The following is a 19,846-nucleotide window of genomic DNA, read 5'->3' on the forward strand; positions in this document are numbered from 1 at the left end:
AAGGATAGGGTGGCCTGGGCTAATTTATGCGCTCCAGAAGCTGTAGCAATATTAAGATCTCCACAATTTTAATATTGCTAGACAGTTTGGTAAGTACTACCTACCTGGAACGATAGCGATGCACTTTCTTGCATCTACCCGCTCTTTCCCCTTTTCTTTATTCGTTAGGTTTTTTCGCAAGGTGGGTAACACCTTGCGTTTTTTTTTCTTTTAATTTCTCCCTAAGTTCTTTTTTTTGAATTAATTATTTTTTATTTTAAAATTAAAGCATAACTAATGGGTGTTTTTTTTAATTCTGAGAACAAATTATGGCAATTTCTGGAAACAGCAGTATTTCTCCTCCAGGCCCTGATAAATGGGATCCTGCCATTATGGGGAAGCAGCCTGAGTCGTTATCAGGACCCAAGGAATCTATCTTTTCCGAAACCAAGGAAGCCTCTGTTAAGAAGCAGGAGGCTATGATCCAATCTGGGGCTAGTGCAAATTATGAGACAGAATTGCAGATCAATGAGGGAAAGTATCGAAAAGCTCTAGAACAGGCTTCATCTTCCCCTAAGTCAAAATTAAGAGGGGCTTTTTCTAAAGTTCGTGCGAGTGTTCAAGGTTTTCTTTCTGGTTTTGGTACGAGAGCTTCTAGAATTTCTGCGCGTAGAGCAGAAGCAGATGGAGAGGGGAGGTCTATGCTTCCCAGTGATATGGAGATGGTCAGTAAGAAAGGGAACCGCATTTCACCGGAGATGCAAGGGTTTTACCTTGATGCATCGGGAATAAGTGACTCTTCATCAGACATTTCTATGCTTTCACTAGAATCGTTACGCTCTACATCATTATCTTCACTGTCGGCTCCAAGAGATGATATTAGTGCTTCAGAAACCTCTGCTGTAGTTTCTTTCGGGGCATTTCATACAGCGAGAACATCAGTAACGGAATCTACGGTGAACGCTTGGACAATAAATCGTTTGGGCGGAGAGATGATCAGCACCTTATTAGATCCAAATATAGAGACTTCGTCTTTGTTACGTAGAGCATCTTCGGTTGGTAATGAAGGGATTATTGATTTATCAGATTTAGAGAATCGTAGTTTGAGTACAGATACGAGGGCCGAAGGTTCAAAAAATACCAAAATTATTGATTCAGGTCGTGATGCAGGAAGAGTTGAAGATCTCGATTTAGAGGGATCGGGGATTTTAGAGACTTCAGCTAAAGAAGCTGAGAAGAAAGAAAGTCGTGAGGATCTTTTGAAGGATCAGCTTGCTTTAGCAAAAATGATGGAAAGCCTACTTTCTTCAGGTGTTCCCTCTTCTGTTTATGTGCCTTTTGTTACCTCTTGGTCTGATGGAAGCACAAGTTTTCCCCCTCCAAAATTTTCTGGAACAGTTGCACAGAGTTATAACAATAAATCCGAGCATGTTCCTATGGGCATCTCTAAAAATCAAGGGCATATGGATTTTTCTTCCATAGAGCGATCTAGAAATATTGTAGAAACTTCTTCATTATCAATAGATCATAGTGAAAGTCATTACCGTTTCCCTAGGAATCCTTTTCCCGAGGATTATATTCCCAACTTGAGTAAGGATGGAACTGCGAATTTTTCTGCTTTATCCAATACTGAGGCAGTATTTTTACCTATTCCAGAGGAAAATTCCTTTCCAAGATATGAAGCGTCGGCAGAATTAACGGGATATGACACGATAAGTTCCGCGTATTTATTCCCTGCGCATCAGGGAATGTCTTTATTAGCACCTTTGCCACGTTCTTTATCTGAATATAAACACCAAATAGAAAAGCGCAAAGGTCCTGGAGCACCTCCAGATCCTTTAATTTATCAATACCGTAACGTAGCTATAGATCCGCCGCTAATTTTTCGTGCTCCGCAACCTTTTGCTTCTTCATCCCGTCTTGGGGTGCAAGGAAAACCCGAAGCTGCTTCTGTTCATGATGATGGAGGAGGATCGGGGGGAGGCTTTTCAGGGCAAAATCAAGATAATCGGCGTTTTTCCAATAAAGATGAAAAACGTAAACCTACGGATATAGATTCGGGAGATTAAAATGCGCATAATACCCTTTGATCCTTATGGTGCATTTCCTCCTCAGGGAGCACAGAAAGATCCGCACAGCAATATACCATTGAATCAGAAGATTTCTGATGAAATCGCTAAGAATGAAGCTATGCGTTTGGCTTTGTTAGCTATTGCTGATAAAGAAAAAGAGGAAAAAAAGAGAAAACATCGTTTTAAAATACTCAATCGTAAACAAGCAAAAGTTCTGTTATCTCAATTATGCAATGTAGATTTAGACTTTAAGAGCTTGAAAAATGCAGGTTCCGAAGAAAAGGACGAAGAAGTTAGTGCAAAGTCTTTTGACATATCTGGTAGTAAAAAACCGATAAAAATAGGGGCATCAGCAGCTCAAGCGATTGCTAATGCCGCAGAAGCCTGGGTTATTGCTCGCAATAGAGGTGTGTTGGATATGGCTTCTCTATTGTTCTGGAGTAAAGATGAAAGTAGTTAAGCTGCACGCTGTTCTTTAGGTAGTTTAATTATCTCTACTTCTTTATCACGAATCGGTGGATAGGATAAGGCGCTTTGTTTTTCTAAGTCTTCCCAGATTCTATTAAGTTTATTCAATTGTTTCTTTGTAAGATTATCAAGAATCAGCATATCTTCTGTATTGCTGCAAAACCCAGACATCGACCAGTTTACAGACCCTGTGATTAGAATGTTTTGATCTATAATAGCAAACTTATGGTGTAGGCGATGACGTGTTGTTTTTGTATATAGTTTTAATTTAGAGTCTATTAATGCCTGTAGTTGCGTTATCGATAGTTTCGCAAAATCTTTATCAACTAAGATTTTCACATCAACACCACGTTTTTGTGCTTCATTGAGCTCTTCAAAAATCGGGGGATAGGTTAAGGCAAACATGGCTACACGTATTGTTTTTTTCGCAGTTCTTAGCGTTTGTAATACCGCTGATAAAGCTTTCCCGTGATCTCCAGGTAAGGAAAAGTATTGTATTTTCTGTCCTTGAATAACACACTCTCCTGAAGATTCGTTTTTGATATGCTGACAAAGTTCTTTACTCTTTAATCCAATGATAAGGTTACTATCTTCAAGAAATGATACACGGGTATAGTTTGCTGAACCTAACCAGGCATATTTGTCATCTATAGCCAGAGATTTTTTATGCATCAGTTTTCTTTCTACGCTCGGGTGATTAACTAAGGAGACATGTGCGTTTTGGGGGAATTCTTCAACATTTTTCATTTTTTCATAGTGAATCACAACCTTGCGTTGAGATTTAGCTTGATTCGCAAGACTTTTCATAATTTCAGGAGAAGTAAGACGATAAATACGAAGAAATAAACTTTCTTTTGTGGAATCGATAGCATCGCATAGCACTTGAAGAGAGTTATCCCCACACTGTTTTGAATAAATTACAGGTTCACGCAAAGCAAGGAATGTTTGGAAAGTATCAGGAGGTTGAGACTTTGCAAGGACTCCAAACAATAAAATAGTGCCTAAAGTTAAAGCGATTTTTAATTTCGATTTTGTTTTCTTTTGCATAGATGTAATTAGATTTAGTTTGTTTTTTTAATTTTTTAATAAAAGTTGTATCAAAAAAAATCACTCTTTTTAAAGAAAACTTAATAAAAATTAGAAAAAGTAAATTAGATAGGCATTTCGGGAAAATATTCCCTCCAACGATAGGAAACTTTTTTCATCGTTTTCTCATCAGCTTCAACTTCTTTAGGATAGTGGGACTTCATCATTGAGTTCAGAAGGATAGGGAAAGTGTAGTTTGGTCTGTGATTAGTGATCTTATTGAAACGTACATGCAGGTCTGTAGCAGGAGCTGCGCGTGTAAATGTCTTCCATAAAAAGCTTTTAGGGCTGGCTAGTGTTTCTTGTAGATTCTCTGTAAGCACAACAAAGGGCCAGGATTGTAAGTTTTGGTTATGCAGCAGTTCATCTATAGAGAATGGTTCTGGGGAAGTTTCTAGAACGAGACATCCAGCACAGAAAGTTCCTATATCTGTAATATGAGGAATAGAGGTTCCACGATACCTATGCGGGAGATCACGAATTTCTTCTCCTATTCCCATGAAAATTGCTTTAGAACCTTTGTTCAGTGCAGGTCCTGTATAGTCTAGAGTATCGTTCGCTGTTTCTGAAAAGATAATCAAATCCCGTGCAGGAACCATGCGAGATAACAGGACTTCAAGGAATTTCGGGAAGTTCTCAAGGTCTACATGGTGATCTGTAACCATAAGGAATTTCGTTAAGGACAACTGTCCTTCTCCAAGGATCCTTAAAGCAGTGGTCAGAGATTCTTTCCAATACCGCTCCTTAACGACAGCAGCTGTTATTGCGTGAAATCCAGCTTCACCATAGCTTTTTAACTGGCGAACTCCTGGCATGACTATTGGAAATAGTGGGGATAGGTATTCCTGAAGCTTATTTCCTAGATAGAAATCTTCTTGATAGGGTTTACCAACAATTGTCGCGGGATAAATAGCATTTTTTCTGTGGTAGATGTTTTTACATTTAAAAATTGGGAAATCGTGTTGGAGGCTATAATAGCCGAAATGATCTCCGAAGGGACCCTCGGGCCTGCGTTCACCACAAATACCCTCACCGGTTAAGATGAACTCAGAGTCGTAAAGTAGGGGGTGGCGAGTTTCAGGATCTTTTTTATAGAGTAATTTTGATCCTTGTAAAAATGTACAAAAGAGTAATTCGGAGACATTCTCTGGCAAGGGTGCTATGGCAGAAAGTATTAAAAAGGGGTTGCCTGATAGAAATACGGTAACTGGAAGATTTTCCTTTTTCATCTCTGCTTCATGAAAATGCATCCCTCCGCCTTTTTGGATTTGGAAATGCAAACCCAAAGTATTTTTATCGAATCTTTGCATTCGATACATTCCTAAATTCGGTACTTTAGAACTAGGAGACTCGGTATAGACTAGAGGAAGAGTGAGAAAAGCCCCGCCATCTTCAGGCCAGCTTGTAAGCATAGGCAATTGATGTAAATCAACAGAAGACATCTTATGATGAGGTAGCTTAGAGAAACATGGCTTACGCAAGCCTACAGATAAACCACGCAACAACAGCCGACGTTTTTCCCATAATTGAGATAACTTAGGCGGGGAAGAGAGCAAATGAATAACTTGAGATATTATATCGTTAGGAACTCTGGAAAAGATCAGGTCGACACGTTTCTGGGTCCCAAATAGATTTGTAAGAACGGGAAAAGAGGACCCTTGGACATTATGGAATAAAAGAGCCGGACCTTGGTTTTGAATAACCCTACGATGAATTTCAGGGAGCTCTAAATAAGGATCTACTGGAGCAAAGATGTCTATAAGATCATGATGTGAACGTAAAAGGGAAACAAAGTGTCTTAACGAAGACATGGCTATTCCCCTTTATTTGTAAAGATCACAGACCTTTGCTTTTAGCTCTTGCTATTACTTTTTCTAAGCCAAGCTTGTCGATGAGGCGCAAGGCAGAAGCTGAAATCTTAAGTTTAAGAAATTTATTTTCTTCGGTAGACCAAAGTCTCTTGGTAACCATATTAGGGAAGAAACGACGTGGAGTTTTCCCCGTAACTTTTAGACCGATTCCTTTTTTCTTTTTTGCAATACCTCGGATGGTGTAGCTATTGCCACGGCGAGGTCTTTTCCCAGTAAGTGGACACTTTCTTGACATGATTTCCCTACATTAACTTCGTCGTTATCGCAAGAATAAGACATATATAATTGAAAAGAATCTATGTTAGACATTTTCTGATATATCCGAAAGATTTTTTCTTCAAAAAATTTTAATTATAGCGATTTAATAAGAAAATCTTGATTTCACTTAGAATAGTAAAATTCGTTGTTTAAAGATCAGCAAATATTTCGGAGAGATGCGCATTGAACGCATCATGAGTGACTATTTCTTCCATGGAAGGCTTGATTCTATATACCCAATTATTTTTTGATACTGTTCCCGGTATATTTATGCGTTCGTATTTTAGATTGTCAGATACTAAATCAGGGCAAAGTGCGAGGTAGTCGTTAATTAAGTTAATATGAAAAATAGATGATGTTTTGTGAGAAACTTTTAGGATATGTTTTTGATCTTCCTCAGAGAGGACAGGAGTAAAAGGTATTCCTAAAAATTTTGCAAATTTTCGAGCTTCTTTCGGGGCATGTCGCCACCAAAGAGCAAGTGTATCCGAATCATGTGTGGATAATGAAGTCACTGATAGAGGGGAGTATTGATCTAAGGGAATGAAACTCCCATCACCTTCCCAATTGCGTTCCCACCGAGGAATGCGTGTGCCGCATATGCCTAGTTTTAACAAGGTGTGTTTTATATCAGAAGGCACGCTTCCTAAATCTTCTCCTATAGGGAGCATGCGGGATGCGCGTAGTATGTGCTTCAGTATGTCTGTGCCTTGGCGAAGATATTCACTCGCATCTTCTGGTTGAAACTTTCCATTTCCTGAAGAGTCCCACACCCATAGACGAAAGAATCCTACGATATGATCAAGCCTGTATAGAGAGTAGAAATTCTCAGCGTAGCGGAGACGTGCTTTCCACCAGGTGTAATTATCTTGGGCTAAATTGTGCATATGATAAACGGGAAGGTGCCAATTCTGCCCTTCAATATTGTAAATATCGGGAGGAGCGCCTGCCGATCCTGATGAGGAAAAGAATTGTCTATAGTACCAAACGTCACAACTATCCTTACTAATGAGAATAGGAAGATCGCCTTTAAGTAGAATCTGATGATCATCAGCATAGGATTTTACTTGAGACATTTGCTGAAAGCACAGGAATTGGAGATAGGAGAAAAACTCGCATTCTTTTTGGAATTGTTTCTCAAATTTTGAGAAGTTTGTCCTATCCGTATAGGCTTTTGCCCAGTTATTTATTGGAGCTCCTTTGAGATAGGATTTTATAGAACGGAATACTGTATAGGGACGTAGCCAATATTTTTCTTTTTCACAAAAGATCAGAAATTCTTCATCTTTTAAAGCACCGATTTTTACTACGTATTGATAGTAGTCTTGAAGAAATTCCCATTTTGCAACTTTGACTTGTGGGTAGTGCACATAAGGAAGTTGAGATAGTGCTTGCATTGTCTTTAACTTAGACTGAGCATGGGGAATAGACTGAACGTGGGGAAGGCTTGCTAAGGAAAGATAAAGAGGATTGAGAGCGACTGAAGATATGCTGTTGTAAGGGCTACTATCTTCACCGCTATCGTTAATAGGAAGAATCTGTATGATCTGTAACTTATGTTTTTGGCACCAAGAAATCAGAGGAAGGAGATCTAAGAATTCGCCAATGCCACAGCTATTTTTGGTATGTAGAGAAAATAACGGAACACAAATTCCATGCTTGGGCATGGTGCCTAAAGGTTTCCAGTTGTGCTTAGCTGGAGAGTCTTGAATATAGCGTAAAGCTTTAGAAAATGGCGTCATAAATCATACGAGCGTACATGTGTAGACCCATGTACCGTTATAAATGATACATGCCTAGGACATGTAGATCAGGAAGATTGCCTGTTTCTAAAGCTGCTATCCAAATTTTTGCATGCATTGAAAAAAGGTTTAAGTAGTGGAAGAGCTTCTCTCCATTTAGATAATTCATATTTAAAACGTCGGATAAATAAAGCTGTTGTGAAATCTCTCCATAACCAAGTATGCCTTTAATATTCGATTGTGGGGAAGCATTTACAGAAAGAGCAGCTTTGAAAATACGCTCGCGGAATACATTTTCTGGTAGAGTCCCAAGGATTGTGCCTACAGCAATGTTTCCCGAAGTACTATCTTCTTCGAGTTGTACAGGAACTTGAGTAGCACTAAAGCGAATTAAACACGCATGGTTTTTATCAGGAACTAAGGATGTGTTTAATTTTGTACCTAGAGATTCCAAAAGTTGTTCAAACTGATTTTGCATGGTAATCCGTAAAAATTAAGACCAAGGATAAGGTTTGGGGAAGTCTGTAGATTTTGGGTAATCTTCGTTATGGGTATTCACAGAATCTAAGGCATTCGCCATCATAGTACCTAATTCTTGACGTTTTTCTGCTGAAGAAAATAATCGCGCTGAAGTTCCTCTTAAGGCAGTAAAGAAAAGATTAAGTATCCCAGTAATAGCTTCAGTATCATTACCGACAAGATCCCGAACTCCTCGTTCCATTTTTGAAGCTGTAGCGAATTTATCGTTGATTAACTTAAAGAAGGTATCAGCAACTTTATCAAATTTGAGATCTTCGGGGATAGACACTCCATCAGCTTTTAATGATGCCATAACATTAGGGAATTTATCCTGGAAAAAACTATAACCCGTAATTACAGCTTGAAGATTGCGAGTTTCTGACATCATCACCTGTAACTTTATGGGGGAAACAGAAGATCCTTCTGATTTTAAATCTGCAGACATCCCCTTAAGAATAAAGGAAGATACAGTCCCCATTTCCTCATAGTTGTAGCGTGTCTGCAACATCTGAAGTAATTGCTCACATGTATGAAAATCTGAGGTCACTTGAAGATAGAGAGCACGCAATCCTGGAGCAGATGTTTGTAAAATATTTGCATACTCTTGCGAGGCAAATAGAATATTTTTACCACCAACAACAGCTTGGCGATTCTGTTGCATGTGAGTTTGTTGTGCTTTGATTAAAGAGTCTTTTAAAGCCCCTTTAGACGCTGGTGTTGTTTGAACTAGGTAATCTAAGGCAATACCTTGAAGGGCAGGATCAGAAAACTTAGATTTTACAAGATCTAAGATGTCTTCTTCAGAAGAATCATCATGTAAAGAATCTCGGATACTGCGTAAATCTTGGCCTGAAATTTCTGCATTGTTTTCGGTATATTTATCAGCAAGATCTGCATCAGATTTATCGCCAGTACTTTCAGATTTTTTTTCTGTTTGCGCAGCACCTTTTCTTCTGGATTCTAAGGTTTGAAATTTCTCTTCTTTCTTCCTAGTGCGCGTTGCTGCCTGAGGATTCGTTAAATCCTGAGAATCCCGAATCATGCTGATGTCAGATTGCTCTTGACTCGCTACAACTTCTTGGGCATCAGCTTTTGCTGCTGCAGCTTGTACTTGTGCAACATCAACAGCTTGTGCACCACCTAAGCCTCCGGCTCCTCCAGATGCTGCCATATGTCCTCTTTAAGAATTGACAGATTAGAAAATCTGAATTCTTCCTAATGGCTGGATGCGAATCTCTGGGAGAATCTCTTGGTAAGAAATCACAGCGATATCAGGGAATTCTGTTTCTATTAATTTCCTTACATATCGTCTTACGTCAATTGCTGTCAACAGCACAGGAGGCTGACCTCCTGGAGGAGTTGGCGTAATTGTATTTCTCATAGATTTTAAGATTAGGTTTACAGAATCAGGATCCAAAGCAAGATAAGATCCTGCAGAGGTTTGTTTAATGGCTCCACGGATCATCTCTTCAATTTCTGGATCGAGTAAATAAACTGAGATTGCAGATTGTCCTTGGGAAAATTTGAAACTAATGTAAAGTTTCAGAGAAGAACGTACGTATTCAGTTAGCAATACAGTATCTTTTTCAGTTTGAGCCCATTCACTTAAGGATTCTAAAATTGTACGTAGGTCTTTGATAGAGATCTGCTCTTGGACTAAACGTTTGAAAATTTCAGTAAGCTTTTGCAGAGGGATAAGTCGCGTAACTTCTTTAACAAGATCTGGGAACGAGCGTTCCATAAATTCAATCATAGAGCGTACCTCTTGAATTCCTAAGAATTCTTGGGAGCTTCTATGGAAGAAGTAAGACAGATGAAGAATAATCACCTCTAAAGGTGTCCAATACTTAATAGCTGCTTTTTCTAGAATAGCTTTAGCATCTTCACTAACCCAAGCAGAAGGGAGACCCGCAGCATTTTTATAAGTAAGGAAAGGAAGATTGTATCTCTTAAGATTTTCTTCAACTTCGTTAGTTAACACATGGTTTGCAGGAATTTTTCCTCGAACGTAGGGAACTTCATTAAGAAGAATCATGTAATCATAACCCTCTAGAGAAGGAGAGTCAGTGCGCACATGAATTCCTGGGTAACGAATACCAATATCTTGATACAAAGCTTGACGCATTTTCGGGATCATATCGTCAACGAAACTTTGACCAGACTTCGTTTTTTGTTGAATCAACTTAGATAAGTCTTTTCCTAATTCTAAAATTACTGGCAACGTTAAGGAGTAATCATCCGGGTTATCTCCAGCTGCTGCAGCTCCGTCTGAAGCAGCTCCTACTGTTGTTGATGCTCCAGAGGCACCCTGTTTAGAAGCACTGTTTTTCTTCGCAAGAAGGATAACACCAAGAATACCAAAGATAAGAGAGAGTATGGAGAATGACCAAAGTGGGAACCCTTTAAAAAAGCCCACGCCTAAAGTTGCTGCAGAGGCTAAGAGTAAAGCTCTAGGTTCTTTAACTAACTGAGAGGAAATCTCTTTACCTAAGTTCGTGTTTTTATCACTAGAAACTCGAGTAGTAACGATACCAGCAGTTAAGGAAATCAGTAGTGAAGGAATCTGAGAAACTAAACCATCACCGATAGATAACAGAGTGTATACGTGAGCAGCTTGAGCTAGGTCCATGCCGTGCATAGCCACACCAATAGTCAAACCACCGACAATGTTAATTAACGAGATCACAATACCTGCGATAACGTCCCCTTTAATGAACTTCATGGCACCGTCCATGGCTCCATAGAGTTCACTTTCCTTTTGAATCATGCCTCGTTTATCGCGGGCTTGTTGTGCATCAATCATTCCGGCACGCAAGTCAGCATCAATAGCCATTTGCTTACCAGGCATAGCATCTAATCGGAATCTTGCAGCTACTTCAGCAACACGCTCAGCACCCTTGGTAACAACGATAAATTGAATAATCGTAATAATTAAGAAGATAATAAATCCAACAACATAGTTCCCTCCAACTACGAAGTCTCCGAAAGCTTGAATGACGTGACCGGCATAAGCTTTAAGAAGAATCTGTCTAGAAGAAGAAATGTTAATACCTAATCGAAACATTGTTGTGATTAGGAGTAGCGAGGGGAACACCGATAATTGTAAAGCGCTAGGAATGTACAAAGCCACCATCAATAGGAAGACAGAAACAGCTAAATTGATAGTGATCATCAAGTCGACAATAGTCGGAGGTAGGGGCAAGATGATCATCAAAACGACACCGATCATCCATAAGGCAAGGATGAGGTCACTCGATTTGTTGATCATATTTAGGGCTGCATCCCCCCCAAAGGTTCTACTGACAAAATTGAGTAGCTTATTCATTATAGATTATCGGGTTGGTTAATGTTTTTATTATTAGGGTTTTGTGCATTAAGGGAAGTGATATAGAGAAGGATTTCTCCAATAGCTTCATACGTTGATTCTGGAATAAACTTCAACTCTTTTCCTTCATCCCAAAGCTGATGCGCTAAAGGCACATTCCTCATAATAGGAATGCCGTATTTTTCAGCTTCTGTGATGATTCTTTTTGCACGCAAATTAATTCCCATAGCAATAATCCATGGAGCTTTATATTTTTCCGGCATATAGCCGATAGCTACAGCGATATCCTTAGGGTTTGAAACGACCGCACTTGCATGTTTAATTTGAGAGGAGGTATCTTCATAGGCTATTTCTTGCGCGATTTGACGGCGGCGTCCCTTAATTTCTGGATTACCTTCTGTATCCTTAAATTCCTGTTTAACCTCAAACTTTTCCATTTTTAGTTCTTTAGCAAAGTTCTTCCTTTGATACACTAAGTCCAGAACAGCAACGACTAAGAAAAAAATACCAATGGATGTGACTGCTTTATAAAGTATCTCTTTAAAGATAACGGCAATGACAATTGGCGAGACTCCGGCAGTCTCAACGATTAGTGGGACGCGGTTTTTCAATGTGACATACAAAATCAAAGCAGCGCCGAAAATTTTCAAAATAGACTTTAATAACTCAATTAACGTCTTTACTTTGAATTTTTGTTTCAGGTTTTCAATAGGATTGAACTTTTTTAAGTCTGGTTTAAAAACCTCTGTAGAAAAGGTCGGTCCTACAACAAGAAATCCTACAAGAATGCCAACAAACCCTACGGCTCCAAGTAAAGGTAAAGAAGTGGTTAAGATCAAAGTTAAACAGTTATTTAAATAGTATAACGTAACTCTGGGATCGTGATTTATAGGTGCTTCTTTGAAAATAGAAACAAGAAAACTACCGAGATGTTTGGCAAAAAACGACGATAGATAGAAGGTCGTGAACATTGAAACGATAAAGGTAACCGCGGAAGGAAAATCTTGGGATTTTGCTACCTGGCCTTTTTTCCGTGCATCTCTAAGACGCTTCGGGGTTGCCTTTTCTGTTTTTTCACCCATCGCTTGGCCACAGTTAGATAAATAGCATTAAATAGGAATAATCTGCAAATTACCCTATAAGCGTGTTTTTCACAAGAGAGAAGCCTAGGAGATGAATCTTAATTATTCTATTTTGCTACAGTCGAGAAACAAGAGGTTTTTAGGTAAGATCTAGAAAGATCTCAGAGTAAGTTGCTAAGAAAATATTAGTCAGGAAACTTTGATTCCTATATTGTCTTTAGTGATCACACTAAAGGTGCTAGGTTCAAAATGCTAACGAACCGAGTGCAAGCTCCCACAAGCATCGAATCAACGATTCTCATGTTTGTGGGAATTCTTCCCTAGTAAAGGTAATAAAATAGCTACAAAAGATAACATATGGGGCATACAGAATGTGGCATCGTAGGACTTCCCAATGTAGGTAAGTCTGGGTTATTTAATGCTCTTACTGGAGCGCAAGTAGCTTCTTGTAACTATCCCTTTTGCACAATTGATCCGAATATTGGTATTGTTCCGGTTATTGATGACCGCTTAGATATTTTAGCTAAGATGAGTCAGAGTCAAAAGGTTATCTATGCCGATATGAAGTTTGTGGATATTGCTGGTTTGGTGAAGGGAGCTGCAGATGGAGCAGGATTAGGAAATAGGTTTCTTTCTCATATTCGCGAGACGCATGCTGTGGCTCATGTTGTTCGTTGTTTTGACAATGACGATATTACTCATGTATCGGGAAAGATAGATCCCAGTGATGACATTTCCGTGATAAATTTAGAATTGATCTTTTCTGATTTTTCTTCTGCAACAAGTATTTATAGCAAATTAGAGAAGCAAGCTAAGGGGAAGAACGACCTAGGGATTGTTTTACCTTTACTTGATAGAGTGATTAAACATTTAGAAAGTGGTCAACCTGTTCGCACGTTAAATTTATCTTCAGAAGAGCAGATACAACTCAAACCTTATCCCTTTTTAACAGCAAAGCCTATGTTGTATATAGCGAACATAGGTGAGGATTCAATAGCAACGATGCACAATGATTATGTTGCTGTTGTTGAAGAAATTGCCAGAAAGGAAAATGCTCCTGTTGTTCCTATTTGTGTACAATTAGAAGAAGAAATCATTTCGCTTCCTGTAGAGGAACGGAAAGACTTTTTAAATAGTTTAGGGCTAAAAGAATCGGGATTAAATCGCTTAGTTCGTGCTGCTTATCATACACTGGGATTGATTTCTTATTTTACAACTGGACCACAAGAAACCAGGGCTTGGACTATTCCTATAGGATCTACAGCTGCGGAAGCTGCAGGCCAGATTCACACCGATATTCAAAAAGGGTTTATCCGAGCCGAAGTTGTGACTCTTGAAGATATGATCACCTATGGAAGCCGTACAGGAGTCCGCGAAGCTGGCAAATTACGAGCAGAGGGTAGAGACTACATTGTGCAGGACGGCGATATTATGCTTTTCTTGCATAATTAGTAGAGAAGAATGCTTTTGCACTCTCTATATCCTTTTGAATGGCTTGAGATAACATTTCTCGAGAAGAGAATTTTCTTTCTTTGCGGATAAATTTCTTAGGGATTACAGAAACAGTCTCGCCATACAAGTTCCCAGAGAAACCAAAAAGATGCGCTTCTAAACATAACGAATTTCTTCCCACTGTAGGAGCCTTCCCAAGATTCATAATCCCTTGATATATCGTAGTGTGATATTCTATTTCGCATGCATATACTCCGAGAGGAAGCAGACATTGATCCTGAGGAAGATTAATTGTAGCAACCCCTAACTGGGTTCCTAAACCATAACCCGCCTCGATTTTCCCAACATATTTATATGAGTGCCCTAAATGGCGATTAGCGTTATCTAAATCACCTTCCATCAAAAACTGACGAATCCTTTTGCTAGAGACAATCTCTTGATCTATCTTGTGAGGAGCGACTTCTATAATTTCTATTCCTAGAGAATTGGCCAGAGGTTGTAGTGTTTTAGCGTTTCCTTCCCTTCCCTTACCCAATCTAGAGTCATATCCCAAGATTAAACGTCTACATCTTAATGTTTGATGCAGGGAACGTATGAAGCTTTCAGCAGATTGATTAGCAAACTCTTGTGTAAAGGAAAGAATACACAAGTAGTCTATAGGAAAATCTTGCAAAAGGAGAAGGCGTTCTTTTGTACTTGTAATTAACTTGGGAGTGGGTGACTGTAAAACCGCATGAGGATGTAAGTCAAAAGTAATCACTCCTGACAATCCTGGATAGGAAGATAAAACAGTCAGTAATTTCTTGTGACCTAGATGACAACCATCAAAAAAACCTATAGTTATAGAATCCACAGAGCGGGGAATCGATGTCAAACTATAGAATATTTCCATTAAAATCTCTTAGGTAAGGAGATATATCAAAGTCAGGACAGTCTAAAAGACAGCCATCAATACATTGATCTATAGAAAAACTACCACTACGTAAACGTCTGAGTTCTTCCAAATAAGCTCCACAGCCTAACATGTTTCCTAGTTCGTGAGCAATACTACGAATGTAAGTTCCTTTGCTACATTGTACAGAAAAATGTAGCAGGGGATATTCATATTTTGTAATTTGTAGGCTCACTTGAACCGTAGATTGGCGACGTTCTATTGATAATCCCTTTCGGGCATATTCATAGAGCTTTTTCCCGTTAACTTTTTTTGCAGAAAACATGGGGGGGATTTGTTGAATTTCCCCTTGGAAATACTGCGAAGCTTCTAGAATTTCTTCATAGGTAGGGACCTTTTTTGACCTACCAACAATTTTTCCATCGCAATCATAAGAATCTGTAGTTGTCCCTAGGTGAGCAACTGCAGCGTATTCTTTATCTTCAAATAATAAAACATCTGAAAGGCGAGTGAATCTACGGCCGATCAACATGACCATCACACCTGTAGCAAAGGGATCCAAAGTCCCTGCATGACCGATTTTTTTTACACCGATCAATTTTGTTAGAGTACGAATAAGACTAAACGAGGTCCTTCCTTGAGGCTTATCTATTAGAAGAATACCTTCTTTAAGTTCTGTAGCAAGTTCCATAATGATGTCGTCAATGTTTAGATCTTTCTAGCGGATGGTACTAACTTTTATCTTGTTCTCGTATTTTCCAGAGCAAGTTTTCTATATGATCCTGGGGAGAAAAAATATCTTCGAGATAAAAATTTATCTCGGGAAAATACTTAAGTACGACGCCTTTAGAAGCCTTATAAGCAATGTACCTTGCTGATGCTTTTAACGCTTCTAAAGTTTCTGTTGATGTATTTTCATGTGGCATAATTGAAACATAGACACGAGCAGAATGTAAATCTTTAGATAAACATACCCTAGTAACCGTAATCCAACGATTGGAAATTTTAGGATGTTTCACATCTTTTAAAATTACATTCGCAATTGCTTCGCGCAGTAATGAATTAACCTTTTGTATGCGTCTATTTTCAGTCATAATATTCTAAAGTTTTTGTGGATGATATATCACTTCGTAACATTGTAGAATATCACCTACCTGAGCATTCTGATATCCTTCTAATAAAATACCACATTCAAGCCCTTTTTTAACTTCTTTAACGTCTTCTTTAATACGTTTTAGAGAAGATAAGTTACCTTTCCAAAGAACTTCGTTATTACGTACAACACGTACTTTTTGATTTCTAGTCATTACACCTTCAGAAACCAAGCAACCGTAAATTGTACCTAATTGTGATGACTTAAAGGTTTCTTTGATTTCAGCAGCACCAAGATTTCTCTCTTCAGCAATAGGATCGAGTAATGCTGTCATCATTTCTTTAACAGCATCTACAGCATGGTAGATAATGTTAAATAAATGCACCTTAACGCCTAAGTTTTTGATCAGAGATTCGGCGTGGCTTTCTATACCCGTATGGAAGCCAATAATAACAGCTTTAGATGCTGCAGCCAAACGAATATCTGATTCAGAAATTTCTCCAACGCTACTAGAAAGAATTTCGGCACTTACTTTATCAGAAACAATTTTCAAGACAGAACTGGCCAAAGCTTCAATAGATCCTTGAACATCAGCTTTGATAATAAGCTTAAGGATCTTTTTATTTTGCAGCATAGCGTCAAAATTAGGACGTTTCTTCTGCAGAGCAAATTTCTGTTGTCCAGCAATTCTAGCACTAACAATTTCCTTAGCTGTTTTTTCGTTTTTAACGACAACAAAAGGATCGCCTGCCTTGGGCATGCTAGATAGCCCTGTGATTAAAGCTGGGACAGAGGGGCTGGCCGATTTCATTAGCTGGTTATGTTCGTTATGCATGGTTTTAACTTTGCCATAACAATCATTGAAAACTAATGCCTCACCAAGATGTAGGGTACCGTTTTGCACTAAAATAGTTGCTACTGCACCTAAACCTTTGTGTAGCTCGGATTCGATAACAATTCCACGAGCACGAGCAGATGGATTTGCTTTGAGTTCTAAAACTTCCGCTTGTAGAGCAAGCATTTCTAAAAGCTCAGATAAACCTTCACCTGTTTTTGCAGAGGTATTAATTGTTACAGTTGTACCTCCCCATGCCTCTGGCAATAGGTTGATTTCAGAAAGTTGTCTGTAAACGGTATCTGCATTGAAATTCGGTTTATCACACTTATTGATTGCTACAACAATAGTGATGTTTGCCGCACGAGCGTGTTTGACGGCTTCCAAAGTTTGTTCTTTGATTCCTTCATCTCCGGCAACTACAAGCACAACGATATCGCAGACTTCCGCACCTCGAGCTCTCATAGCAGAAAAGGCTTCGTGGCCAGGAGTATCCAAGATAGTAATATTTCCAACAGGTGTAGAACAACAGAAGGCTCCCATATGTTGTGTAATAGCCCCAGCTTCTACTGCTGCCACATTACTTTTTCTTAGCGAGTCAATTAAAGTAGTTTTTCCGTGATCCACGTGGCCCATAAAAGCGACGATAGGAGGACGAATGATTAATTGACTTGGATCTGTTTCTTGTATTTCTTCTTTAACAGTATTACTCTCGATACAGAGCTTATCTTGTTCTGATGAATCGATATCAATAGTACAGCCAAATTCTAATCCAATAAATTGTACTGTTGTTTCATTGTCTAATACGTCATTTACAACGTAAGTCATACCATGAATAAACATTTTCTGGATCAGCTCAGAAGCCTTAAGCTTCATTTCTGCGGCAAGATCTTTGATCGTGATAGGCAGAGGCACTTTAATATGGGTAGGGCGCTGTACCGTGTGTTCGTCATAGTGTTTTTTAGTTTTTTGAACACGTTTTTTTCTCCACTTATCGTCATCGCTACTGTCGTTTAATCCATAACGATCTCTACCTGTAAATGCCTTAGGAGTCTCTTCTTTTTTCGCACGGTCTCTAAAATCAGATCCAGGTCTCTTTGACGTATCCCTACGATAAAAAGGCTGAGATTGGCGATTGTTTGGAGAATGTTGTTTATCATTAGAAGCTTCAGAAGATTGCTGAGGCTTTGCCTGAACTGTTCCTGTGCGTTCTTTAGGCGCAGGCTTATCTTCTTTTTTAGGAGCTTTAAAAGTCTTCGCTAACAAATGATTAATGTGTTTCCCGGTAGGCCCGAAATTCGACTTGATAGAAACAACGCTTTTAGGAGGTTCTTTTTTAACTACTACTTCAGGCTCTTTCGGTGGAGGAGGAGGTTCCTTAATAACTGTTTCAGGTTCTTCTACTACAGAAGGGGGAGTTGGCTCTACAACCTCCGGCTCAGACTCAAGAGGAGAAGCCACTTCTTCTATAACAGGAGGAGAGAACGCAGTAGAGTCGGCGTCTACTGAAACAGGAGAAGGAATGGTTGAATCTTCAGACGCAAAAGATGAACGATTTTTAGCTCGAATTCTGCGTGGAGAAGTTTCAGTAGACACATGCTCAGCCATCGTAGGTACACTAGAGTCTACAACACTCTTTTTCTTCACGACTTTTTCTTTAGCAACTTTTTCAGTAACCTTAGTCGTAGGCTTTTCTGAAGAGCTTTTTGTGTCTGAAGATCCTGCCTGAGCTAATTTTTGCTTTAACTTATCTAATCCAGCAGCTTTCGTTAATTGAGCGTTTTTAATCTTCAATTTTAGGTTTTTCGTCAACTTTGCCTTCTCCATATTTGCTGACTTGCTCAAGGATCTTATAAGCAAGTTCTAAACTGATTCCAGGAACAGAAGCAAGATCATTAGCACTGGCTAATAATACCTTTCTGATCGTGTCGTATCCTGCGTGTACAAGATTCTGGACAACCAACTTACTAATGCCTTCCATCTCTAGCGGCTCATCTAATAGAGGACTATCAAATTCCGCTAACTGTAGGCGTTGAATTTCTAATAGTTTATTGTACTCGCTCATACGTTGAACTTCGAGTTCATAGTCTAAGATTTGACTAATCAAACGAGCATTAATTCCTCGCTTACCAATTACGGTTGCGTAATCAGCATCCTGAACGACTATAGCAATAACTTTGTCATCTTCTAGAATTGCAATCTTTTGAATTTCTATGGGGCAAAGCAAATTTTGCAACAATTCTGTGGTTACAGGAGAATAGTTTACAATATCTATTTTTTCGTCGTTCAATTCTCGAATGATATTTTTTACTCGAGAACCTCTCATTCCAACAAAAGCGCCCACAGGATCTGTTTTTGGATCGGATGAACTTACAGCTATTTTAGTTCTGTAGCCTGCTTCACGAGCAATTTTAACAATTTCTACAGAGCCTTCTTCTAGTTCTGGAACTTCTTGCAAGAAAAGTTGCTTAACGAATTCAGGATGGCTACGGCTGAGGATAACTTCAGCACCTCCATTTTCTGATTCTTGCACCTCGTATAACAGAGCATAAATCTTATCGCCAACTTTATGCTTTTCTGTTTTAGGATAACAACGAGCTGGTAGGAGACCTTCAACCTTCCCTAAATCTATGATTAAGTTTGATCCTTTTGCAAATCGCTTAACGACTCCAGAAAGAATTTCATTGACCCTATGGCGGTACTCTTCGTAGATAACATCTCTTTCTGCATGGCGTAACTTCTGACCGATAATTTGTCGGGCAGCGTGAGCAGCAATCCTGCCAAAATGCTCAGAAACAAAGGGAACGTCCATGTACTGCCCAATTTCGCATTCAGGATCGTATTCTCTAGCTTTGTCTAAAGGAATCTCTTTACTGGGGTTTTCACATACTTCTACGATTTCTTTCTCACAGAAAACTTCTATGTCGCCAGTTTTAGGATTAATATTTACAGAAACGTTAGCATCATCTCTTAGTGTTTTTTTTGCTGCAATTTTTAAGGCCGATTCAATAGCTCCTATGATGACAGGGCGTTGAATTCCTTTTTCCTTCTCCATGTAGTCAAAAATAGCTACAAGATCTTTATTCATTATACTCCTCTTATAAGTAAGGAAACAGACAGAGTGCTAAACCAAGGCAAGCTTATGTTATACAACATAAGCTCAACCTTTTAA

16 protein-coding genes are annotated in these 19,846 nt (G+C 39.0%); 3 read left to right on the plus strand and 13 right to left on the minus strand.

Annotated features, from left to right (window positions below; all coding sequences use genetic code 11):
* Positions 1-308 precede the first annotated feature (308 nt).
* Both G5O_RS07415 and G5O_RS07420 read left to right on the plus strand, forming a co-directional pair.
* Positions 309-2,048, plus strand: coding sequence for a hypothetical protein (locus G5O_RS07415; RefSeq protein ID WP_006343129.1), 1,740 nt, complete (start codon positions 309-311; stop codon positions 2,046-2,048).
* A gap of 1 nt (position 2,049) precedes the next feature.
* Positions 2,050-2,511, plus strand: coding sequence for a hypothetical protein (locus G5O_RS07420; RefSeq protein WP_006343130.1), 462 nt, complete (start codon positions 2,050-2,052; stop codon positions 2,509-2,511).
* Here G5O_RS07420 and G5O_RS07425 read toward each other — a convergent pair.
* The 8 genes from G5O_RS07425 to sctU form a co-directional block, all read right to left on the minus strand.
* Positions 2,508-3,566 carry a phospholipase D-like domain-containing protein gene (locus G5O_RS07425; protein WP_006343131.1) on the minus strand — a complete coding sequence of 353 codons (1,059 nt, stop codon included), beginning with the start codon at positions 3,564-3,566 and terminating at the stop codon, positions 2,508-2,510. The genes G5O_RS07420 and G5O_RS07425 overlap by 4 nt on opposite strands.
* A 104-nt stretch (positions 3,567-3,670) precedes the next feature.
* Positions 3,671-5,416 carry a menaquinone biosynthesis decarboxylase gene (locus tag G5O_RS07430; protein ID WP_006343132.1) on the minus strand — a complete coding sequence of 582 codons (1,746 nt, stop codon included), beginning with the start codon at positions 5,414-5,416 and terminating at the stop codon, positions 3,671-3,673.
* A 25-nt stretch (positions 5,417-5,441) separates the two neighbouring features.
* A complete protein-coding gene (gene rpmB, locus G5O_RS07435; RefSeq protein ID WP_006343133.1) occupies positions 5,442-5,711 on the minus strand; it encodes a 50S ribosomal protein L28 in 270 nt (89 codons plus the stop codon).
* Positions 5,712-5,883: 172 nt separating this feature from the next.
* Complete coding sequence (locus tag G5O_RS07440; RefSeq protein WP_006343134.1) at positions 5,884-7,476, minus strand: 4-alpha-glucanotransferase; 1,593 nt, start codon at positions 7,474-7,476, stop codon at positions 5,884-5,886.
* Between the two features lie 37 nt (positions 7,477-7,513).
* The gene (locus G5O_RS07445; RefSeq protein ID WP_006343135.1) at positions 7,514-7,954 is read right to left on the minus strand and encodes a CesT family type III secretion system chaperone; all 441 of its coding nucleotides are present in this window, start codon (positions 7,952-7,954) and stop codon (positions 7,514-7,516) included.
* A 15-nt stretch (positions 7,955-7,969) separates the two neighbouring features.
* Positions 7,970-9,166, minus strand: coding sequence for a type III secretion system gatekeeper subunit SctW (gene sctW, locus G5O_RS07450; RefSeq protein ID WP_006343136.1), 1,197 nt, complete (start codon positions 9,164-9,166; stop codon positions 7,970-7,972).
* A 24-nt stretch (positions 9,167-9,190) separates the two neighbouring features.
* Positions 9,191-11,320 (minus strand): type III secretion system export apparatus subunit SctV, encoded by a 2,130-nt coding sequence (gene sctV / locus G5O_RS07455; RefSeq protein ID WP_013462662.1) that lies wholly within the window; start codon positions 11,318-11,320, stop codon positions 9,191-9,193.
* The gene (sctU, locus tag G5O_RS07460) at positions 11,320-12,402 is read right to left on the minus strand and encodes a type III secretion system export apparatus subunit SctU (RefSeq protein ID WP_006343138.1); all 1,083 of its coding nucleotides are present in this window, start codon (positions 12,400-12,402) and stop codon (positions 11,320-11,322) included. The genes sctV and sctU overlap by 1 nt, the downstream gene beginning before the upstream one ends.
* A gap of 357 nt (positions 12,403-12,759) precedes the next feature.
* Here sctU and ychF point away from each other — a divergent pair, with 357 nt between their 5' ends.
* The gene (ychF, locus tag G5O_RS07465) at positions 12,760-13,854 is read left to right on the plus strand and encodes a redox-regulated ATPase YchF (protein ID WP_006343139.1); all 1,095 of its coding nucleotides are present in this window, start codon (positions 12,760-12,762) and stop codon (positions 13,852-13,854) included.
* Here ychF and G5O_RS07470 read toward each other — a convergent pair.
* From G5O_RS07470 to nusA, 5 genes are read right to left on the minus strand one after another with little or no spacing between them, the layout of a single operon-like run.
* Positions 13,832-14,746, minus strand: a complete 915-nt coding sequence (locus tag G5O_RS07470; protein ID WP_006343140.1) for a bifunctional riboflavin kinase/FAD synthetase — start codon at positions 14,744-14,746, stop codon at positions 13,832-13,834. The two genes, ychF and G5O_RS07470, sit on opposite strands and share 23 nt — an antisense overlap.
* Positions 14,730-15,437, minus strand: coding sequence for a tRNA pseudouridine(55) synthase TruB (gene truB / locus G5O_RS07475; RefSeq protein WP_006343141.1), 708 nt, complete (start codon positions 15,435-15,437; stop codon positions 14,730-14,732). Before truB ends, G5O_RS07470 begins: the two co-directional genes overlap by 17 nt.
* A 40-nt stretch (positions 15,438-15,477) precedes the next feature.
* Complete coding sequence (gene rbfA / locus G5O_RS07480) at positions 15,478-15,840, minus strand: 30S ribosome-binding factor RbfA (protein WP_006343142.1); 363 nt, start codon at positions 15,838-15,840, stop codon at positions 15,478-15,480.
* Positions 15,841-15,846: 6 nt separating this feature from the next.
* Entirely contained in the window at positions 15,847-18,501 is a 2,655-nt protein-coding gene (infB, locus tag G5O_RS07485; protein ID WP_014945526.1) for a translation initiation factor IF-2, read from the minus strand.
* Positions 18,458-19,762 (minus strand): transcription termination factor NusA, encoded by a 1,305-nt coding sequence (gene nusA / locus G5O_RS07490; protein WP_006343144.1) that lies wholly within the window; start codon positions 19,760-19,762, stop codon positions 18,458-18,460. The genes infB and nusA overlap by 44 nt, the downstream gene beginning before the upstream one ends.
* Between the last annotated feature and the right edge of the window lie 84 nt (positions 19,763-19,846).

This window comes from Chlamydia psittaci 6BC (assembly GCF_000204255.1).
In the GTDB taxonomy this organism is placed as follows: Bacteria; Chlamydiota; Chlamydiia; order Chlamydiales; family Chlamydiaceae; genus Chlamydia; species Chlamydia psittaci.

Excerpts from the sequence above, each read along its gene's own strand:
- G5O_RS07470 (WP_006343140.1), bottom strand. The coding sequence starts at position 14,746 with ATGGAAATATTCTATAGTTTGACATCGATTCCCCGCTCTGTGGATTCT.
- G5O_RS07445 (WP_006343135.1), bottom strand. The coding sequence starts at position 7,954 with ATGCAAAATCAGTTTGAACAACTTTTGGAATCTCTAGGTACAAAATTA.
- sctW (WP_006343136.1), bottom strand. The coding sequence starts at position 9,166 with ATGGCAGCATCTGGAGGAGCCGGAGGCTTAGGTGGTGCACAAGCTGTT.
- nusA (WP_006343144.1), bottom strand. The coding sequence starts at position 19,762 with ATGAATAAAGATCTTGTAGCTATTTTTGACTACATGGAGAAGGAAAAA.
- rpmB (WP_006343133.1), bottom strand. The coding sequence starts at position 5,711 with ATGTCAAGAAAGTGTCCACTTACTGGGAAAAGACCTCGCCGTGGCAAT.
- G5O_RS07440 (WP_006343134.1), bottom strand. The coding sequence starts at position 7,476 with ATGACGCCATTTTCTAAAGCTTTACGCTATATTCAAGACTCTCCAGCT.
- G5O_RS07430 (WP_006343132.1), bottom strand. The coding sequence starts at position 5,416 with ATGTCTTCGTTAAGACACTTTGTTTCCCTTTTACGTTCACATCATGAT.
- sctU (WP_006343138.1), bottom strand. The coding sequence starts at position 12,402 with ATGGGTGAAAAAACAGAAAAGGCAACCCCGAAGCGTCTTAGAGATGCA.
- infB (WP_014945526.1), bottom strand. The coding sequence starts at position 18,501 with ATGGAGAAGGCAAAGTTGACGAAAAACCTAAAATTGAAGATTAAAAAC.
- truB (WP_006343141.1), bottom strand. The coding sequence starts at position 15,437 with ATGGAACTTGCTACAGAACTTAAAGAAGGTATTCTTCTAATAGATAAG.
- ychF (WP_006343139.1), top strand. The coding sequence starts at position 12,760 with ATGGGGCATACAGAATGTGGCATCGTAGGACTTCCCAATGTAGGTAAG.
- G5O_RS07420 (WP_006343130.1), top strand. The coding sequence starts at position 2,050 with ATGCGCATAATACCCTTTGATCCTTATGGTGCATTTCCTCCTCAGGGA.
- rbfA (WP_006343142.1), bottom strand. The coding sequence starts at position 15,840 with ATGACTGAAAATAGACGCATACAAAAGGTTAATTCATTACTGCGCGAA.
- G5O_RS07425 (WP_006343131.1), bottom strand. The coding sequence starts at position 3,566 with ATGCAAAAGAAAACAAAATCGAAATTAAAAATCGCTTTAACTTTAGGC.
- G5O_RS07415 (WP_006343129.1), top strand. The coding sequence starts at position 309 with ATGGCAATTTCTGGAAACAGCAGTATTTCTCCTCCAGGCCCTGATAAA.
- sctV (WP_013462662.1), bottom strand. The coding sequence starts at position 11,320 with ATGAATAAGCTACTCAATTTTGTCAGTAGAACCTTTGGGGGGGATGCA.